The sequence below is a fragment of the Flavicella sp. IMCC45668 genome (assembly GCF_057219105.1).
In genome coordinates this window covers 2,372,072-2,390,708 of record NZ_CM170114.1, presented here as the reverse complement: position 1 = coordinate 2,390,708, position 18,637 = coordinate 2,372,072, and the positions used below count along the sequence as shown (strand labels likewise).

At 33.9% G+C, this 18,637-nt stretch carries 16 protein-coding genes; 9 read left to right on the top strand and 7 right to left on the bottom strand.

The features are described from left to right. Window positions 1-25: 25 nt before the first annotated feature. Window positions 26-1,378, bottom strand: a complete 1,353-nt coding sequence (gene mqo, locus AC2DZ0_RS09885; RefSeq protein ID WP_484489891.1) for a malate dehydrogenase (quinone) — start codon at window positions 1,376-1,378, stop codon at window positions 26-28. Between the two features lie 131 nt (window positions 1,379-1,509). On the opposite strand from mqo, the gene trxA reads away from it, so the two are divergent. Together trxA and AC2DZ0_RS09875 are read left to right on the top strand one after the other, a co-directional pair. Then, window positions 1,510-1,869, top strand: a complete 360-nt coding sequence (trxA, locus tag AC2DZ0_RS09880) for a thioredoxin (protein WP_484489890.1) — start codon at window positions 1,510-1,512, stop codon at window positions 1,867-1,869. Window positions 1,870-2,003: 134 nt separating this feature from the next. Next, the gene (locus AC2DZ0_RS09875; RefSeq protein ID WP_484641566.1) at window positions 2,004-4,880 is read left to right on the top strand and encodes a DUF5060 domain-containing protein; all 2,877 of its coding nucleotides are present in this window, start codon (window positions 2,004-2,006) and stop codon (window positions 4,878-4,880) included. Between the two features lie 20 nt (window positions 4,881-4,900). On the opposite strand, the gene AC2DZ0_RS09870 is transcribed toward AC2DZ0_RS09875, so the two are convergent. Then, entirely contained in the window at window positions 4,901-5,317 is a 417-nt protein-coding gene (locus tag AC2DZ0_RS09870) for a hypothetical protein (RefSeq protein ID WP_484641565.1), read from the bottom strand. 51 nt (window positions 5,318-5,368) lie between these two features. On the opposite strand from AC2DZ0_RS09870, the gene AC2DZ0_RS09865 reads away from it, so the two are divergent. The 4 genes from AC2DZ0_RS09865 to AC2DZ0_RS09850 all read left to right on the top strand — a co-directional run bounded on the left by AC2DZ0_RS09865 (window position 5,369) and on the right by AC2DZ0_RS09850 (window position 10,601). Beyond that, a complete protein-coding gene (locus tag AC2DZ0_RS09865) occupies window positions 5,369-6,352 on the top strand; it encodes an acyl transferase (RefSeq protein WP_484641564.1) in 984 nt (327 codons plus the stop codon). 228 nt (window positions 6,353-6,580) lie between these two features. After that, window positions 6,581-8,860: a beta-glucosidase BglX gene (gene bglX, locus AC2DZ0_RS09860; RefSeq protein WP_484641563.1), complete on the top strand. Its 2,280-nt coding sequence runs from the start codon at window positions 6,581-6,583 to the stop codon at window positions 8,858-8,860. 183 nt (window positions 8,861-9,043) lie between these two features. After that, window positions 9,044-10,003: a T9SS type A sorting domain-containing protein gene (locus tag AC2DZ0_RS09855; RefSeq protein ID WP_484641561.1), complete on the top strand. Its 960-nt coding sequence runs from the start codon at window positions 9,044-9,046 to the stop codon at window positions 10,001-10,003. A 160-nt stretch (window positions 10,004-10,163) separates the two neighbouring features. Beyond that, window positions 10,164-10,601 (top strand): YHS domain-containing (seleno)protein, encoded by a 438-nt coding sequence (locus AC2DZ0_RS09850; RefSeq protein WP_484641560.1) that lies wholly within the window; start codon window positions 10,164-10,166, stop codon window positions 10,599-10,601. 73 nt (window positions 10,602-10,674) lie between these two features. Here the strand turns inward: AC2DZ0_RS09850 and tyrS are convergent, their stop codons facing one another. After that, window positions 10,675-11,967, bottom strand: coding sequence for a tyrosine--tRNA ligase (tyrS, locus tag AC2DZ0_RS09845; RefSeq protein WP_484641559.1), 1,293 nt, complete (start codon window positions 11,965-11,967; stop codon window positions 10,675-10,677). Window positions 11,968-12,071: 104 nt separating this feature from the next. On the opposite strand from tyrS, the gene AC2DZ0_RS09840 reads away from it, so the two are divergent. Next, window positions 12,072-13,082: an NAD-dependent epimerase/dehydratase family protein gene (locus AC2DZ0_RS09840; RefSeq protein ID WP_484641558.1), complete on the top strand. Its 1,011-nt coding sequence runs from the start codon at window positions 12,072-12,074 to the stop codon at window positions 13,080-13,082. Here the strand turns inward: AC2DZ0_RS09840 and AC2DZ0_RS09835 are convergent, their stop codons facing one another. From AC2DZ0_RS09835 to AC2DZ0_RS09825, 3 genes are read right to left on the bottom strand one after another with little or no spacing between them, the layout of a single operon-like run. Continuing rightward, on the bottom strand, window positions 13,083-13,631 hold the full coding sequence (locus tag AC2DZ0_RS09835) for a DUF4296 domain-containing protein (protein ID WP_484641556.1): 549 nt from the start codon (window positions 13,629-13,631) through the stop codon (window positions 13,083-13,085). A 5-nt stretch (window positions 13,632-13,636) separates the two neighbouring features. Beyond that, complete coding sequence (locus AC2DZ0_RS09830) at window positions 13,637-14,974, bottom strand: dihydroorotase (RefSeq protein WP_484641555.1); 1,338 nt, start codon at window positions 14,972-14,974, stop codon at window positions 13,637-13,639. A 9-nt stretch (window positions 14,975-14,983) separates the two neighbouring features. After that, the gene (locus AC2DZ0_RS09825) at window positions 14,984-15,703 is read right to left on the bottom strand and encodes a polyprenol monophosphomannose synthase (RefSeq protein WP_484489880.1); all 720 of its coding nucleotides are present in this window, start codon (window positions 15,701-15,703) and stop codon (window positions 14,984-14,986) included. Between the two features lie 96 nt (window positions 15,704-15,799). Here AC2DZ0_RS09825 and AC2DZ0_RS09820 point away from each other — a divergent pair, with 96 nt between their 5' ends. Both AC2DZ0_RS09820 and AC2DZ0_RS09815 read left to right on the top strand, forming a co-directional pair. After that, window positions 15,800-16,468 (top strand): DUF4271 domain-containing protein, encoded by a 669-nt coding sequence (locus AC2DZ0_RS09820; RefSeq protein ID WP_484641554.1) that lies wholly within the window; start codon window positions 15,800-15,802, stop codon window positions 16,466-16,468. Between the two features lie 8 nt (window positions 16,469-16,476). After that, complete coding sequence (locus tag AC2DZ0_RS09815) at window positions 16,477-17,223, top strand: uroporphyrinogen-III synthase (RefSeq protein ID WP_484489878.1); 747 nt, start codon at window positions 16,477-16,479, stop codon at window positions 17,221-17,223. 51 nt (window positions 17,224-17,274) lie between these two features. Here the strand turns inward: AC2DZ0_RS09815 and radA are convergent, their stop codons facing one another. Next, complete coding sequence (gene radA, locus AC2DZ0_RS09810; protein WP_484641552.1) at window positions 17,275-18,630, bottom strand: DNA repair protein RadA; 1,356 nt, start codon at window positions 18,628-18,630, stop codon at window positions 17,275-17,277. Window positions 18,631-18,637: the final 7 nt, after the last annotated feature.

Here is an 18,637-nt window from a genome sequence, read left to right as displayed (position 1 = left end):
GCTTTTTAAAAATTTATGATATCGTTTATTTAAAACTTTTTTCCATAACTTTTTTCATAACTGAGTACGAAGTAGAAGCCCCAGGAGAAGCTCCCAATAAAGCACCAATAGTTTTGTCTTTAGAAATAATTATTTCCGTACCAAATTCAAGTTTTCCGAAGCCTTTTTTATCTCTTTTAATAATTTGAACTCGTTGTCCTGCTACTACAAGTTTCCAATCATTGTCATCTGCTTCTGGGTAAAATTCTCTTAGCATTTCCATTCGGTCTTTAAAATTAAGGCTAACTTGTTTGATCAAGTAAGCTACCAAAGGAAGGTTTTTGTAACCAGCTCCTAAAAGACTCATGATGTTGTCAAATTCTACAGATTTAGGTAAATCGAACATGGAACCATGTTTTAAGAATTTTGTTGTGAAACCAGCATAGGGTCCAAATAATAATTCTTTACGTCCATTGATCATTCTTGTATCCATATGAGGTACAGACATAGGAGGAGAGCCTTTTTTTGCTTTTCCATATACTTTTGCCTCATGACGTTCTATAATTTCTGGGTTGGTGCAACGTAGCCATAATCCGCTAATTGGGAATCCACCATAACCTCTTGCTTCTTTAATTCCTGATTTCTCTAATAAAGAAAGCGCACCACCACCAGCACCAATAAAAACGTAATTAGAAACTAGTTTCCAGTGTTTTCCAACACTTTGCCCTTTGATGGTAAGCAACCAGCGTTTGTTGTCGGTTTTTTGTAGGTTGTAAACATTACTTCTGTTCAATAATTGAACATTATCTTGCTTAGAAAGAAATCTGAATAATTGCTCTGCAATTTCACCAAAATTTACATCATATCCTTCTTTTACAAAAGTAGCAGCAACATGTTGTTTCTTACTTCTTCCTTCCATCATCAATGGAAGCCACTTTTGAATTTCATCATAGTCTTTAGAAAAAATCATTTCCTTGAAATATTCAATTTCTTTCAAGGCATTGTATCTTTTTTCTAAATATTTACAATTGCTTTTTCCTTCTACAAAACTAATATGAGGAACCGTTGAGATACATTTATCAATATTATGTAAGTATCCTTTTTCAGCGCATTCTTTCCAGAAGGCTAATGTTTCATTAAATTGCTTTGCCGTTTTTACAGCTTTTGAAGTGTCAACCTCTCCGTTTTTTTCCGGTGTGTAGTTTAATTCACAGTTACCTGCATGTCCTGTTCCTGCGTTATTCCAAGCTTCAGAACTTTCTTCAGCCATTTTTGGAAGTTTTTCAATGATTGTGATCTTTTTACCGGGAAATCTTTCATAGAGCATTATTGCTAATGTGGCACTCATGATTCCTCCACCAATCAATACAAACTCAGAATGTTTTATAGTTTTAGACATTTGTAGGTCTTAAAAATTGAATTAAATTATTTGCCTGCAAAGATAGGGCTTTGTTATGATATTTATCATATTTGCAGCTTGTAAGATTGATGGAATTTTACGACTTAAATTGAAAATAAAACAAAAAAAACATGACAGAATTATTAACAAAACAAGCCTTTTTTGAAAAGGTGTTTAATTTCGAAGAAAATAAAGACTGGAAATTTAACGGGGAGATCCCATGTATCATAGATTTTTATGCAGATTGGTGTGGACCATGTAAGTCGTTAGCTCCTATTTTAGAAGTGTTGGGCGAGGAATATAAGGGAAAGGTCAATATTTATAAAGTTGACACAGAAGCAGAACAAGAACTTTCTGGTGCTTTTGGAATTAGAAGTATTCCTTCTATGTTGTTTGTTCCGATGGAAGGACAACCTCAAATGGCGCAAGGAGCACTTCCGAAACAAGAATTGGAAAGAATTATTGCAGATGTATTGTCCGTAGAAAAGTAATTTTTAGTTTTTTAATAAACAAAAGAGTGCAATTTATTGCACTCTTTTTGTTTTATATGTGGGTTTTTATAAACATCATTATAAATCATTTTTACTAATTTGCACATCTTAAACTATATCAAAACCATAAACTAATGAAAAAGCAAATTCCTCTTTTGGTATCAATCCTTTTTGTATTTAATGCAATTTTTGCACAAACAGAGAAAGTAGTTATTGATGGTGAGCTCAAAAAGTGGCATAAAGTAACATTAAACTTTCAGGGGGAGATTCTTTCTGAAAATGGTGATAGCAATCCGTTTTTGGATTATCGACTAATGGTGACGTTTACCAATGGAAAAACTACAATGAAAATTCCTGGTTTTTTTGCAGCGGATGGTAATGCAGGAGAGTCAAGTGCAACTAAAGGTTCTATTTGGAAAGTTCGGTTTAGGCCTAATTTAACAGGGGAATGGAGTTATAAGGTTTCGTTTAGAAAAGCTAAGGCTATTGCGGTAAGTGATGATGTAAAGGCTGGTAAACCTATTTGGTTTGATGGTGTTTCAGGTACATTTAATATAGATAAGTCTGATAAAAAAGGGGATGATTTTAGAGCAAAAGGAAGGTTGACTTATACTGATAAAGGTTATTTACAGTTTCAAGAAACAAAAGATTATTTCTTAAAGGGAGGAGCTGATAGCCCGGAGAGTTTTTTAGGGTATTATGAGTTTGATCAAACCCCAGCTTCTCATAAATATGAAGCGCATGCTAAGGATTGGAAAGAAGGAAATCCAACTTGGAAAAACGGAAAGGGAAAGAATATTGTGGGAACCTTGAATTATTTAAAGTCGAAACAAATGAATTCTGTTTATTTTTTGACAATGAATGTGCAAGGAGATGGAAAGGATGTATGGCCATGGAATGATATCAATGAACGTTATCGTTTTGATTGTAGTAAGTTGGATCAATGGGAAGTTGTTTTTGATCATATGGATTCGCTAGGATTGATGTTGCATATCGTAACCCAAGAAACAGAGAATGAATTATTGTTGGATATTGGTGAGTTAAAAACACAACGCAAGCTTTATTATAGAGAGTTGATTGCTAGATTTGGACATCATTTGGGTGTGACTTGGAATCTTGGAGAAGAAAATGGTCCTTTGCATTGGACACCAAAAGGGCAAACTGATAAGGATCGTGAGGATATGGCACGTTATATTAAAACCCATGATCCTTACAAAGGATTTGTAGTATTGCATACACATGCCGATCCAAAGGCACAAGACTTGTTTTTAGAGCCTTTATTAGGTTATGACTATTTAGATGGACCATCATTTCAAACCCATGATCCTAAAACTATTCATGAAATCACAAAAAAATGGATTGATAAGTCTAGGAAGGCAGGGAAACGTTGGATTGCTTGCCAGGACGAAATAGGCCCTGCAGATAAAGGTGCACTTCCTGATGCAGTTGACCCAGAGCATAATGAGATAAGAAATCATGTTTTATGGTCTAACCTTATGGCTGGCGGAGCTGGTGTAGAATGGTATTTTGGTTATAAATATGCACATAATGACTTGAATTGTGAGGATTGGAGGTCTAGGGATATTCTTTGGGAGCAAACGCATCATGCCTTAGATTTTTTTCAAAAATATCTTCCTTTTACAGAAATGAAATCAGCCGATGGGTTGACTAAAGATAAGAGTGATTATGTTTTTGCAAAAAACGGAAGTTGTTACGCAATTTATATTCCTGAAATAAAAGATAATGTTGTTTTAGATTTATTCGGTGTTGATGCAAAATTTGACGTAAAGTGGTACAACCCGAGAACAGGAGGAAAATTACAGAAAGGCTCTGTTAAAAGAGTTTATGGGGGAAAGGAAGTTTCATTAGGGATTCCTCCTGCTAAAAATGGAGATTGGGTAGCTTTGGTGATTAGCAAGCAAAAAGGAAAGTCAAGTATAACACTTGCTCCTGAAAAAATGGAGTTAAATGCTTTAAAAGATTTTACTATTTCTCAAAATTCAGATGCAGTTTATTATGTAGATAAAAAATCAAAAGTTCTTGGGATTAATGCTGGTAACAAGAAGTATAGAGATGTTTATGCCGCTGCTAAAATGAGCTTTAAAGGACAGACCGGAATGTATAAAGCTGTTTTCGTTTCCTATACCGAAAATGATGGGGAATCCGATTATAGGATTAAAGTGAATGGAGAAACTGTTGCGAAGGTAAAGAATAAAGAAACGGAAAAGCCATTGGCTAAATTTGATAGTAATCTTGGTTTGCTTTACTTGGAAGATGGAGATGTTATTGAAGTGATGTCAAGAGCGGTTACGAATGGGAAAATTCCGGAAAAAGATGAAACAGCATGGGCTAGAGGTAGGTGGCAATCTATTTTTTTAACACCCAGTCCAGTTATAAATTTAAGAAATGAATTGAAAAATGCCAAAGCTTTTGGGTCGAAGAACGGTGTTATAGAAGTAGAGGCAGAAGCCTATCATTTTAAAAGTAATAATGGGTCTCCAAGAGATTGGTATGTGAGAAAATCTGGAGAGACTATTGGTATTGAAAAATTAGAAAATCACATGGCAGGTGCTAGCGGAGAAAGTTATTTAGAGGCTTTGCCTGATACTAGAGTTACCCATAGTGATGCGTTAGTTGTTGGTGAAAATTTTTTCCCTTTTCCTGGTTATGGAGGAGTGGTTGCCTATAAGGTTAAAATTAAATCACCAGGGAAATATTACGTTTGGACAAGGGCTTACTCTAGTGGGCCAGAAGATAATGGTTTGCATGTTGGGTTGAACAATACATGGCCAGAAAGTGGACAAAGAATTCAATTATGTCAAGGAAAAAATAAATGGACATGGACATCAGCTCAAAGGGTACCTGAGAATCATTGTGGTGTTCCGAATACCATTTATCTAAAGTTTCCTCATAGAGGTGAGTACATTGTTACTTTTTCAATGAGGGAGGATGGATTTGAATTTGATAAATTTATTCTGACTAAGAATAAAAATTACAAACCTAAAGACTAATACTTAAGATTAGTAGTTTGTTATTTCAGAACAATTTTAGTTGGACCAGAAACTAAATCAATATGGCAGCAATCTGCAGTGACCACGTAGTTGGCAGAAACTACTTCTTTATTGTTTATAGATCCTGAAAATTTTATTTTTATTTCTTTGAGTGCGATTTCATTTTGATAACTGTCATTGATAATAGGATAGAAATTTTGGTGGGAATTTTCATTTAATTCAATTTCTTCTTCTGTGTCTTCTCTGGTTATTCTGTAAGAGTCTAAAATCATAGGGTTATCTTGCGAATCAACTATTTCTAAAGTAATTGTTCTAAACTCTTCTGTACAAACGATATCAATAAGATGGCAATCATTTTTAAGGTTGTCTATTTTACTCTCAGAACAGGCGGTTGTTATAAGGGAGGTAAGTAGAAAAAATATTTTTTTAAACATCATTTTATAATAAAGCGTGGCACATCCAAAATTAATCTATTTTTGTCATTAGTAATGAGTGATAAAGTTAGAGATATATTTGAAATAAAATCTAGCCAAGATTTTAATAAAAAAGCTTTGGAGACTTTCCGTTTTCAAGCGAAGAATAATTTGGTGTATAAAGAGTATTTATCTCATTTGAAAGTATCAATAGATGCTGTTCAAAATCTCTCTGAAATTCCTTTTTTACCGATACAGTTTTTTAAATCTCATAAAGTAGTTTCCTCAAGAGATGTAGAGCAACAAATATTTTTAAGCAGTGGAACAACTGGTTCAGTTCAAAGTAAGCATTTTGTTTCGGATTTGTCTCTTTATGAAGACAGTTATTTGAAAGGCTTTACTCACTTTTATGGAGATGTCAAAGAACTTGTAGTGTTAGCCTTGTTGCCTTCTTATTTGGAAAGAGATGGTTCTTCTTTAGTGTATATGGTTAATGATTTGATACAAAAATCAGAACAAGTGGAGAGTGGCTTCTATCTGGATAATTTGGATGAGTTGTGCGAAATATTGTTAGATTTAGAGACAAGAGGTAAAAAGGTACTGCTAATAGGAGTGTCTTTTGCTTTGTTAGATTTGATTGAAAAACATCAGTTTGCTCTAAAAAATACCATTGTTATGGAGACGGGCGGAATGAAGGGAAAACGTAGAGAAATGATTCGAGAAGAATTGCATGCAGTATTAAAAGAAGGTTTCGGTGTAGATACGATTCATTCGGAGTATGGTATGACCGAATTATTAAGTCAAGGATACTCTAAAGGTCATGGTGTTTTTGATTGTCCACCTTGGATGCACATATTGATTAGAGATACTGAAGATCCATTTCATTTTTTGTCTAATGGTAAAACTGGCGGTATAAATGTGATCGATTTGGCGAATAAAAATTCGTGTTCTTTTATTGCAACTCAAGATTTAGGCAAAGTTTTAGAAGATGGTTCTTTTGAGATTTTAGGAAGATTTGATAACTCAGATATTCGAGGTTGTAACTTATTGATTTCCTAATTTTTTTCTTTTAAAGAAAAAAAATCAGCGAAAAAGACTTTTTTTTATTGAATAGATTTTGATAATTAGTTATCTTTCTATGTATCGAAATATTTAAGTGAGACAGAAATCTTCTTAAAAAATAAATAACTTCCGTTTTTATAAGTCATAATTATATTCGGTTTTTGTTTGTGGTGTTTAGGTAACGAACTTTTTTTTAGAAATTTCAGTAAAGCAAAAATTAAAAATATGAAAAGGTATATCTTTCTCAGTGGGTTGGTAATCTCGCTTTTGTTTGGTTGTAATGATCGGAAACAGTCACCAAATAATACTTCAATAGATGTAAAAGTTGATTCGTTATTATCAATAATGACGCTTCAAGAAAAAATCGGTCAAATGAACCAATACAATGGCTTTTGGAATGTAACAGGTCCAAGTCCTAAAAAGGGAGCTGCTAAATTGAAATACAAACATCTAGAAGAAGGTTTAGTTGGTTCTATGTTAAATGTTAGGGGGGTAGAAAATGTATTAGCAGTTCAGAAAATTGCTGTAGAAAAAACAAGGTTGGGAATTCCCCTAATTATTGGTTTTGATGTGATTCATGGATATAAAACTTTGACACCAATCCCTTTAGCAGAATCAGCAAGTTGGGATTTAGAAGCTATTAAAACGTCTGCAAAGAATGCCGCTTTGGAAGCATCTGCAGCAGGAATCAATTGGACTTTTGCACCTATGGTTGATGTTTCAAGAGATGCAAGGTGGGGACGTGTAATGGAAGGGGCCGGTGAAGATCCTTTTCTAGGTAGTTTGATTGCAAAGGCTAGAATTCAAGGTTTTCAAGGTGATGATTTGTCAGATCCAACCACGATTGTCGCATGTGCCAAACATTTTGCAGGATATGGATTTGCGGAGGCTGGTAGAGATTATAATACTGTAGATGTTGGTACTAGTACTCTGTATAATATTATTTTTCCGCCATTTATGGCAGCTACAGAAGCAGGAGTTAGAACTTTTATGAATTCTTTCAATGAGTTGAACGGAGTTCCTGCCACAGGGAATGCATTTTTACAAAGAGATGTGCTTAAAGGAGCATGGGGTTTTGATGGTTTTATTGTATCGGATTGGGATTCAGCTGGTGAAATGGTGGCGCATGGTTATGCAAAAGATGATAAGCATGCTGCGGAGTTAGCGGTAAATGCAGGGTCGGATATGGATATGGAATCCTACTCATTTGTGACTTATTTGAAGGAGTTGGTTGAGGAAGGAAAAGTAAAGGAATCTTATGTAAATGATGCCGCTAGAAGAATATTAAAAGTGAAATTTGAGTTAGGGTTGTTTGATGATCCCTATAAATATTGTGATCTAGCAAGAGAGAAAGAGATTACAGGGAGTGCTAAATTGCATGAGGCTTCATTGGATATGGCCAAAAAATCTATCGTTTTATTGAAAAATGAAACACAACTTTTACCACTTGATAAAAAAGGTTTGAATATTGCTGTAATTGGTGATTTGGCTGATGATAAAACAAGTCCTTTAGGGAGTTGGAGGATTGCATCTGAGGATCATACAGCTATTTCAGTATTAGAGGGATTAGCAGCTTATCCAAATAACAAAGTAACCTATCAGCAAGGACCAAAATTAGCCATTGGGAATCCAAGTTTTACAAAGGAGGTTATGATTAATTCTAAAGATAGATCTGGAATTAGTGAAGCAGTGAAAGCAGCAAAGAATAAGGATGTAGTTATAATGGTTTTAGGAGAACATGGTTTTCAATCAGGAGAGGCTAGAAGTAGAAGTGATTTAAAATTACCCGGTTTACAGCAGGAATTATTAGAAGAGGTATATAAGGTAAATAAAAATATAGTTTTGGTGTTGATGAACGGACGTCCGTTAGCAATCAATTGGGCAGACAAACATATTCCGTCTATTGTAGAGGCTTGGCAACTCGGTTCACAAAGTGGAAATGCGATCGCACAAATTCTGTACGGAGATTATAATCCATCAGGTAAATTACCGATGACTTTTCCAAAAAATGTGGGGCAGGTACCTATTTATTACAATTATAAAAATACAGGTAGGCCTTTAAAAGTGAAAGCAAATGATGTTTTTCATTCACATTATCAAGATGTTTCAAATGCTCCTTTGTACGAATTTGGTTATGGTTTGTCATACACATCTTTTGAATACAGTGGGTTGCAACTAAGCTCTGAAACTTTGAAAGTCAGCGGTTCCATAGAAGTTTTCGTAACCGTAAGTAACACGGGTAAGTACTCAGGGAAGGAGGTTGTTCAATTGTATGTTAGAGATTTATTTGGAAGTGTAACAAGGCCAGTAAAAGAACTGAAAGGATTTGAAATGATTTCATTAGCTCCAGGAGAATCAAAAGAAGTGAAATTTATCATAGATTCCAAAATGCTTCAGTTTTATTCAGTCAATAATAAATGGGAAGCTGAGCAAGGTGATTTTAAGGTTTTTGTAGGAGGTAGTTCTTTAACAGATTTAGAATCAAATTTTACTTTGATAGAGTAAATTAGTTTTTTTAAAAATAAATAATTGTTGTCCTTCAGAACCCCTTAATTTGCTGGTTTTTTGAAAGGTAACTGTGTTTTTACGTAAGTCATTTGTTTTGTCGTTAAAACCATATCATTCCTTTGTGAGGGAGATATTAGGGTAGTTTTGAACTCGTATTTTAACCACTAAAACAAATTTATTATGATTAAAAAATTACTTTTACTTATTGCAATTATTGCAACATCAATTTCAAACGCACAAAGTCCAACAGGTGCTTGGACAATAACTCCTCCAACTACTGAGGGACAAGGAGCTACGTTAAGTCTTGAGGGGACATTTGATGCAGGTGGCGCCGGAATTACTGTTAACGGCAATGTTTTTGTAGATTTAGCTTTGACAACAAATAATGGAGTTAGTTTTACACAAGTGAGTGGAGCAGCAACAAGTCAAAATAAAAATGGCCTAGAGAGCGGTTCAATAACAGCAAGTATCACTATCCCAAATGAATTGACACCTAGTGCTGATTTACCCGCAGATAATTTTTATGTATTGAGGTTGTATATGGAGAATTCAAATGGAGTCTGGGGAGGTGTTGATGAGACTCAGATAACAATAACCGAAACCACTACTCCCTTTATTAGTATTACAGTTCCAGAACAGACTTTGGTTGATTTAAATGGAGCATATAGTATAACTTATTACGTGAATCATAGCGGAACAATATATGCAGAACTGAAAAATCAAAACGATGTATCGGTGGCCGGAAAAAATATTACCACTCCAGTAGTTGGGGTTGAAACAACTGTAAATTACACGGGTTTGAACGTATGGGGTACGGTGAATATAGGCGATGTAATGACCTGGGGAGCTTCACAATTTGGTCCTAAAATATCGGCTGAAAGCATGAGTTTTAATGTAGTTGACGTTCTTAGTGATGAAGATGAGAGATTAGATGAAATAAGTTTATTTCCAAATCCAACCTCAGGAATTGTTAATATTTCTGATGTTTCTAACGTAAATTTGATTACCATATCCAATGTAAACGGTCAAATTATTAAAACTTTTGGTGCTCAAAATTCAATTGATATTTCTGATTTAACTGCTGGTATTTATGTTTTGAAGACTGATAATGGCTTGATTAGAAAAATTATAAAAGACTAGTAAATGCAATGCTATTTTGTTGATCAAAAGTCCAGATTATTATCTGGACTTTTTTTATGCTTCGTAATAAAATGAAACTTGATAAATGTGATTTATTTAAATTTTATTGATGTAATGAGTATTGATTTTGTACGTCCAAATGTTTAAGTAAACTATAATTATGAAAAATCTAGCATTATTACTATTTATACTATCTGCAATATCAGTTGTTGCTCAAAAAGAGATTAATATAGATAAAAAAGGATATGCCGCAAATGGCTATGATGTAGTTGCATATTTTGAAAATACGGCAGTGGAAGGAGATAAAAATTTCCAAACTGAAATTGAAGGTGTGAAATACAAATTTTCAAGTCAGAAAAATTTAGAGCTTTTTAAAAGTAACCAAGAAAGGTACATGCCTCAATATGGTGGTTGGTGTGCTTATGCAATTGGTGCAAAAAACGAAAAAGTTGAAATTAACCCAAAAACGTTTGAGATTAGAGGTGGTAAATTGTATTTGTTCTATAATTCATGGGGTATCAATACGCTCAAATTGTGGCATAAAGAAGGGGCTGAAAATTTAAAGGCCCAAGCTGATAAAAATTGGAATAATTATTAGATTAGGGGTAGTTTAGTAATTTAAAAAGCCTCTAAATTTTATTTAGAGGCTTTTGTGTTTTTAGTAATCGTTATTATGAAATTACTTTGAGTAAAAAATATTTTTTCTTTCCTCGTTGTAATAAAACATAAGAATCTGCAATTAAATCATTGCTTGAAATTGAAAATCCATCCTGAACTTTTTCTTTGTTCACAGAGATAGAATTTTCTTTAAGTGCTCTTCTAACCTCTCCGTTAGATTTTAAAAATCCTGTATCAGCAAAAGCCGCTACGATATCTAATCCCTCCTCTATCAGAGATTTATTTACTTCCGCTTGTGGGACTCCAGAAAAGACATCTAAAAATGTTTGTTCATCTAATGATTTTAAATCATCAGCAGTAGATTTTCCGAAAAGAATAGAAGATGCTTTTACGGCATTTTCATAATCTTCTTCAGAATGTACTAATATGGTTACCTCTTTTGCAATTGTTTTTTGAAGCAGTCTTGTATGTGGAGCTTCGTTGTGTTCTGCAATAAGTCTATCAATTTCTTCTTTCGATAAGAATGTGAATTTTTTTATAAAATCAACAGAGTCCTCGTCGGAAGAATTTAACCAATATTGGTAGAATTTATAAACTGAAGTTCTTTCTTTGTCCAACCAGATATTCCCTCCTTCAGATTTTCCGAATTTTGTTCCGTCTGCTTTGGTGATTAATGGACAAGTCATAGCATATGCTTTTCCTTGGGCTTTTCTTCTTACAAGCTCAGTACCGGTTGTGATGTTTCCCCATTGATCTGAACCACCCATCTGAAGCTTACAGTTTTTGTGTTCGTATAAGTGCAAGAAATCGTAACCTTGGAATAATTGATAGGTGAATTCTGTAAACGACATTCCGTCTCCTTCTCCGCTTACACGTTTTTTTACAGATTCTTTGGCCATCATATAGTTAACGGTCAAATGTTTTCCTATATCACGTACAAAATCAATCAATGAAAATTCTTTCATCCAATCGTAATTGTTTACTAATTCGGCTCCGTTTTCTGTGTCGCTGTTAAAGTCTAAGAATCTTTCAAGTTGGCTTTTTACACCGGCAACATTTCTGTTTAAGGCAGCTTCATCTAATAGGTTTCTTTCTGCAGATTTTCCTGAAGGGTCTCCAATCATCCCAGTAGCGCCACCAACCAAAGCAATTGGTTTATGACCTGCTTTCTGGAAATGCATTAAAATAATGATAGGAATTAAACTACCAATATGTAAAGAATCAGCAGTCGGATCAAAACCGATATAACCAGAAGTTACTTCTTTATTTAAAAGTTCTTCTGTTCCAGGCATGATGTCATGTAGCATACCTCTCCATCTTAATTCTTCAACAAAATTTGTAGTCATATGTGTAAATTTTTGGCAAATATAGTGATTCGCTTGTAAGAGACAAAGGGACAACAGTTGAGATTTAGCAAGGAGAATTCATTATTTTAGGCTATTTTCGTTGTATGATTTTAGTTACAGGAGGTACAGGAATGGTAGGCGCTCATTTGTTGTTGCGATTGACACAAAATGGTCATGCGGTAAGAGCAATTTACCGGAAAGAAAAGTCTATAGAAAAAACGAGGAAGGTGTTTTCTTATGTTGGAAAAGATGCTGAGACATTGTTTTCAAAAATAGAGTGGGTTGCGGCTAATATTACCGATGTACCTGCTTTAGAAACTGCTTTTGAAGGAGTTGAAAAGGTGTATCATATTGCTGCCTTGGTTTCTTTTGATGAAAGGTTGGCCAAACAAATGCGTACTGTAAATATTGAGGGAACGGCTAATATTGTTAACTTGAGTATTGCACACAAGGTTTCAAAGTTGTGCTTTGTAAGTTCAATTGCAACCATTGCGAAGGCTGTTGAGAAGCCTTTGATTGATGAAGAAGATGACTTTAATTTAATGACGAATAATTATAGTTACGCTATAACTAAGTACGGAGCCGAGATGGAGGTTTGGAGAGGGGCCCAAGAAGGTCTTAAGGTTTTTGTTGTAAATCCTGGAGTTATATTGGGAACTGGATTTTGGAATGAGAATTCAGGTGTTTTGTTTTCAATGATAAACAAAGGAACTCCATTTTATACAGAGGGTGTGACTGGTTTTGTAGGAGTTGATGATGTTGTGTCTGTCATGGTGAAAGGTATGGAATCTACTATTTCAAATGAACGATTTGTTTTAGTTTCTGAGAACATTGGTTTTAAAGAAGTGTTTCATTTAATAGCGGATGCATTGCAAAAGAAAAAACCAAGTATTAAATTAAATACATTTTTGGCAGAAATAGGCTGGAGATTGTCTTTGGTCAAATCTATTATTACGGGTAAGTCAAATAGTTTTACACGTCATGCTGCTAAATCAGCCAATAACAAATGCTATTACAATTCTGATAAAGTGGTGAAAATGTTAGATTTTAAGTTTCAAAAAGTGGCAAAAGTAATAGAAGATACTGCCGAGCAATTTAAAAAGGATATCGTATAATTATTCTCTCTGTGAATGATTTTCCTGGATAAAATTTTCTTTTTGTACTGAATCTATAGCATTCAAAATCTTTTCAGGTTGCAAGGAGTCTAGCGATTCAGATAGCTTTAAACTGTCTTGAGTTTTTTGGTTTTTCTTTTTGGCTTTTTTTATAGAATCTCTTATGTGTCTAGCACGTTTTGTACTATCTCTTTTGATAGAATCCTTTACTTTTTTGATGGCTTTGAATTCGACGTTTAGAGCTTTTATTTTGGTTTCTACCTCTTTGTAGATTTTCTCGTAATCATCAATTTTAGTGGTGTAATAGTGATTGCTTCTTCTGAACCTGGCACTATCTATCCCGTACTTTTCAAATACTAAAAATGTATAATCAATATTTCTTTCATCGAATTTATTTTTATAAACTTTGGAAGAAGTCGCTAGATATAAATCTGAAAGTAACAGAACCATTGAATCCTTAGAGATAAGGTCATCTGGTTTTTTGAAAATAGTATTACTTGTACAAGAAATCATGCAAGTAATTAAAAGTATAAGTATACTATTTTTCATTTTTTTTATCGATTAAATGTGATTCTTTCTCCTTTAGTAATATCATCAAAGTTTCCTTCGTTATAGATTAAATTACCGTTGATAAAAGTTTGTGTGATCGTAGATTTAAATTCTGTTCCTTCAAAAGGAGTCCATCCACATTTGTAGAGTGTATTTTCTTTAGTAGCCGTCCATGATTTTTCTAAGTCAACCAATACTAAATCAGCGTAAAATCCTTCTTTAATATAACCTCTTTTTTCAACTTCAAAAAGAATCGCTGGGTTGTGTGCCATTTTTTCAACCACTTTTTCTAATGTTATTTTGCCTTCTTTTACAAAATTGATCATGGCTGGTAATGCATGTTGTACCAAAGGACCACCACTAGGGGCTTTGGTGTAAACATTTTGTTTTTCTTCTAAGGTATGTGGAGCGTGATCTGTAGCGATAACGTCAATTCTATCATCTAATAGAGCCTTCCATAATCCGTCTTTATCCGAGGCAGATTTTACTGCAGGATTCCATTTGATAAAAGTACCTTTCGTTTCATAGTCCTTGTCTTCAAAGGTTAAATGGTGAACACAAACTTCAGCAGTGATTTTTTTATCTTTTAAGGGAATGTCATTTCTGAATAAAGCAGTTTCTTTTGCTGTAGATAGATGAAAGATGTGTAGTCTAGCGCCTGTTTCTTTTGCAAGTTCGATTGCTTTTGAAGAAGATAAGTAGCAAGCTTCTTCACTTCTAATAATTGGATGATATTTTAGTGGAATGTCATCTCCAAATTTATCTTTGTATTCTTGGAAATTTCTTCGAATAGTTCCTTCGTCTTCACAGTGAACAGAAATAACCATATTGGTTGAAGAAAATATTTTTCTTAAAACATCTTCATCGTCAACAAGCATATTTCCTGTAGAAGATCCTAGGAATAATTTGATACCGGCAACTTTTTTAGGGTCCGTTTTTAATAATTCTTCTAGGTTGTCATTCGTTCCTCCAAACATGAATGAATAATTTACATAAGAGTCTGTGCTTGCTGTCGTAAATTTCTTTTCTAATTCTTCTTGCGTGGTTGCTTGCGGAACTGTGTTTGGCATTTCAATAAAAGTAGTGATACCACCTGCTGCGGCAGCTCTACTTTCAGTAGCAATATTTGCTTTATGTGTTAATCCTGGTTCTCTAAAGTGCACTTGGTCATCAATAGCCCCTGGTAACAAGTATTTTCCTTTAGCGTCAATAATTAGCGCATTTTCTGGTGCGGTAATGTCGTCGCCAATGGATTTTATGAATTTACCTTCAATTAAAACATCAGCATTGATGGTTTTACCTTCGTTTACGATGTTTGCGTTTTTTATAAGTGTAATTTTCATGATATATGTTTAGGAAAGTCCTTTTAATCTTAATTTTATAACTCCAAAAATAGCTTCAGTCACAATAGATCCGCTCATTTTAGAAGTACCTTTTGTTCTATCTGTAAATACGATGGATACCTCTTTGATTGGAAATTTATGTCTCCAAGTCTTGAATTTCATTTCTATCTGAAACGCATATCCAACGAATTGGATTTTATCAAGGTCGATGGTTTCTAGAACGCTTCTATGGTAGCATACAAAACCCGCTGTGGTGTCGTATAAAGGTATATTTGTAATAAATTGAACATATTTAGATGCAAAATAAGAAAGTAATAACCTTTTGATATTCCAGTTAATCACGTTTACATTATTATTCACATATCTTGAGCCGACTGATAATTTTGCTCCATCTTCAATGCATGCGTTGTATAACTTTATCAAGTCTTTTGGGTTGTGAGAGAAATCAGCATCCATTTCGATGATATACTCATATTGCTTTTTTAAAGCCCATTTAAAACCATGTATGTATGCACTTCCAAGGCCTTTTTTTCCTTTTCTCTTTTCTAAAAAAAGACGCTCTGGAAATTTTTGCATTAATTCTTCAACAGCTTCTGGTGTTCCGTCTTTAGAATTGTCATCTACCACTAAAATATGAAATTTCTTTTCGTCGCTGAAAACAGCAGAAATAATTTCATTAATGTTTTCAATTTCGTTTAGCGTTGGAATTATTACAATAGTATCAGACATAGACTTAAAAATTGACTACAAATGTATAACTTTTTATTACTAATTTTGCGTTAAAGGTTTTGTTAATTTGGATTTAGTTTTAAGAGATTGTTTGCTATGGGGTACGGGATAGAAAGGTCTTTTGAGAACAACGATATTTACAGTGTTGTTTTTGTTTTTATATTGTTGCTGTTGACGGTTATAAAACTTAAATATCCAAAGATTTTTCACGGAATGCTTACTAGTGTCTATTCTAAAACTTTTTTTTTAGACTATGATAATGAGCTAAAATCTAATTTCAATGGTTTTAAATTATTGCTGTTTCTTGTGCAAAATTTAATTTTTTCAGTTTTTTTTACAAAGCTTTATCAAGTTAGGATAATAGACAGTCATATGGAGTTGTGGCCCTTGCTGCGTAATATTTTTTTAGGCTTGAGCGCGTTTTTAATAATCAAATATTTAATCACATTAGTGATTGCAAAGGTTTTTAATTTTGTTGAGGTTTTTAAGGTTTTTCATATTCAGAAATTCACTTATTTTAAATTAAGTACTCTTATTATGCTGCCATTTTTATGGTTTCTGATTTATGCGGATGTTAACCATCAGTCTTTCTATATGATGTTGTCTGTCTGTGTTTTTATACTGTTAATGGTGTTAATAGCTGTGTTTGTTGTGTTTAAGAATATTAAAGTTATAATTGAAAATTTGTTTTATTTTATTGTGTATCTTTGCACACTTGAAATAGTACCGATATTATTAATTTTTAAGATCACGGTAGATAAATAGTATATTATATGAAAGTGAAAACTATTCTAGTCTCACAACCTGAGCCTAAAGAGAATTCTCCTTATTTTGAATTGTCAGAAAAGCAAAAGGTAAAAATTGATTTTAGATCATTTATTCATGTTGAAGGTATTTCTGTAAAAGAAGTTCGCGCAGAAAAAATCGATTTAAAAGAATTTACCGCAGTTATTTTAACGAGTAGAAATGCTGTAGATCATTTTTTTAGAATTGCTGAAGAAATGAGGTTTACTGTACCTGCTGAAATGAAATATTTTTGCCAGTCTGAAGCAGTCGCTTATTACTTACAGAAATATGTTGTTTACAGAAAGAGAAAAATTTATGTAGGTCAAAGAACTTTTCCAGAGCTTGGAAAATTGATTAAAAAGCATAAGACTGAGAACTTTTTATTGCCATCATCAGATAAATTAAAGGCATTGGTTCCGAATACTTTAGAGGAGTTAGGAGTAAAGTGGACTCGTTTGGATTTATATAAAACGGTAATGAGTGATCTTTCTAATTTAGAGAATGTATTTTATGATGTGTTGGTTTTCTTTAGCCCATCAGGAATTGATTCTTTATTTAAGAACTTTCCAAATTTCAAACAAAATGATACCCGAATTGCAGTTTTTGGAAATACAACTGTAAAAGCAGCGACAGAAGCTGGGTTGAAAATTGATATTTCCGCACCTACGCCAGAGACTCCTTCTATGACAATGGCGCTTGAGAAGTATATAAAAGAAGTGAACAAGTCAAAATAATATTGACAACAAAATATAAAAGCCGTTTGTACTACAAACGGCTTTTTTTTGTTAGAATAACAAAGCGTAAATTTCTTCTATTTTAGAGACACAAACTATTTGAATTCCCTTGGTGTCTTTTTTGTATTTGTTGAATTTTGAGATAAATATTTTGTCGAATCCAAGTTTTTCTGCTTCTGCGATTCGTTGATCTATTTTGTTCACCGGACGTATTTCACCGGCAAGTCCTATCTCAGCGGCAAAAGTGTAGTTTTGTGGAATGGCATCATCTTCATTAGAAGATAAAATGGCGGAGACAACTGCTAGATCAATGGCTGGATCTGCAACCTGAATTCCTCCAGTAATATTTAAAAAGACATCTTTAGCTCCTAATCTAAATCCGGCTCTTTTTTCTAGCACAGCAAGAATCATATTGAGTCTTTTTAAGTTATATCCAGTTGCAGAGCGTTGAGGAGTTCCGTAAACCGCGGTACTCACTAAAGCTTGTACTTCAATCATTAAAGGTCTCATTCCTTCGAGCGTCGCAGCAATCGCCGTTCCGCTTAGGTCAGCATCTTTTTCGCTAATAAGAATTTCAGAAGGATTTGTTACTTCTCTTAAGCCTGTTCCAAGCATTTCATAAATTCCAAGCTCCGCTGTAGAACCAAAACGGTTTTTCTGAGATCTCAGAATTCTATAAGTGTGGTTTCTGTCTCCTTCAAATTGTAATACCACATCTACCATGTGTTCAAGTATTTTTGGTCCAGCAATCGTTCCTTCTTTATTGATGTGGCCAATCACAAGTACTGGTGTTGCTGTTTCTTTTGCGAATTTTATAAGTTCAGCAGTCGTTTCTTTGATTTGTGAAACGGTTCCAGGTGAGGCGTCTATTTGGTTTGTATGGAGAGTTTGTATAGAGTCAATAACCAGAATGTCTGGGTCTAAATTCTCTATGTTTTTAAAAATGTTCTGCGTGTTCGTCTCTGTTAGAATGAGGCAGTTTGAGTTTTTGTTTTGCAGTCTTTCGGCTCTCATTTTTATCTGAGATTGGCTTTCTTCTCCAGATATATATAGGACTTGTTGTTGCATTTCTAATGCAATTTGCAATAGCAGGGTAGATTTTCCGATGCCAGGTTCTCCACCGAGTAAAATGACTGACCCGGGTACTAAACCTCCTCCAAGAACATTATTTAGTTCATTGTTATGTGTATGGATTCTGTGTTCCTTATTAATTTCTATTTCAGAAACAGGAAGTGGTACGTTGGCTGTTTTTTTACTTGTAGATTGTTTCCAATTACGTTTTTCTTCTTTTTGAACTATCTCCTCAACAATCGTATTCCATTCTTTACAGGATGAACATTGTCCTTGCCATTTCGGAAATTGTGTTCCGCAGCTTTGACAGAAAAAAGTCGTTTTTGTTTTTGCCATAATGAAA

Coding starts and splice junctions, on each gene's coding strand:
- AC2DZ0_RS09830 (WP_484641555.1), bottom strand. CDS start 14,974: ATGAAAATTACACTTATAAAAAACGCAAACATCGTAAACGAAGGTAAA.
- radA (WP_484641552.1), bottom strand. CDS start 18,630: ATGGCAAAAACAAAAACGACTTTTTTCTGTCAAAGCTGCGGAACACAA.
- mqo (WP_484489891.1), bottom strand. CDS start 1,378: ATGTCTAAAACTATAAAACATTCTGAGTTTGTATTGATTGGTGGAGGA.
- bglX (WP_484641563.1), top strand. CDS start 6,581: ATGAAAAGGTATATCTTTCTCAGTGGGTTGGTAATCTCGCTTTTGTTT.
- AC2DZ0_RS09870 (WP_484641565.1), bottom strand. CDS start 5,317: ATGATGTTTAAAAAAATATTTTTTCTACTTACCTCCCTTATAACAACC.
- AC2DZ0_RS09815 (WP_484489878.1), top strand. CDS start 16,477: ATGAAAGTGAAAACTATTCTAGTCTCACAACCTGAGCCTAAAGAGAAT.
- AC2DZ0_RS09820 (WP_484641554.1), top strand. CDS start 15,800: ATGGGGTACGGGATAGAAAGGTCTTTTGAGAACAACGATATTTACAGT.
- trxA (WP_484489890.1), top strand. CDS start 1,510: ATGACAGAATTATTAACAAAACAAGCCTTTTTTGAAAAGGTGTTTAAT.
- AC2DZ0_RS09865 (WP_484641564.1), top strand. CDS start 5,369: ATGAGTGATAAAGTTAGAGATATATTTGAAATAAAATCTAGCCAAGAT.
- AC2DZ0_RS09855 (WP_484641561.1), top strand. CDS start 9,044: ATGATTAAAAAATTACTTTTACTTATTGCAATTATTGCAACATCAATT.
- AC2DZ0_RS09875 (WP_484641566.1), top strand. CDS start 2,004: ATGAAAAAGCAAATTCCTCTTTTGGTATCAATCCTTTTTGTATTTAAT.
- AC2DZ0_RS09840 (WP_484641558.1), top strand. CDS start 12,072: ATGATTTTAGTTACAGGAGGTACAGGAATGGTAGGCGCTCATTTGTTG.
- AC2DZ0_RS09850 (WP_484641560.1), top strand. CDS start 10,164: ATGAAAAATCTAGCATTATTACTATTTATACTATCTGCAATATCAGTT.
- AC2DZ0_RS09825 (WP_484489880.1), bottom strand. CDS start 15,703: ATGTCTGATACTATTGTAATAATTCCAACGCTAAACGAAATTGAAAAC.
- tyrS (WP_484641559.1), bottom strand. CDS start 11,967: ATGACTACAAATTTTGTTGAAGAATTAAGATGGAGAGGTATGCTACAT.
- AC2DZ0_RS09835 (WP_484641556.1), bottom strand. CDS start 13,631: ATGAAAAATAGTATACTTATACTTTTAATTACTTGCATGATTTCTTGT.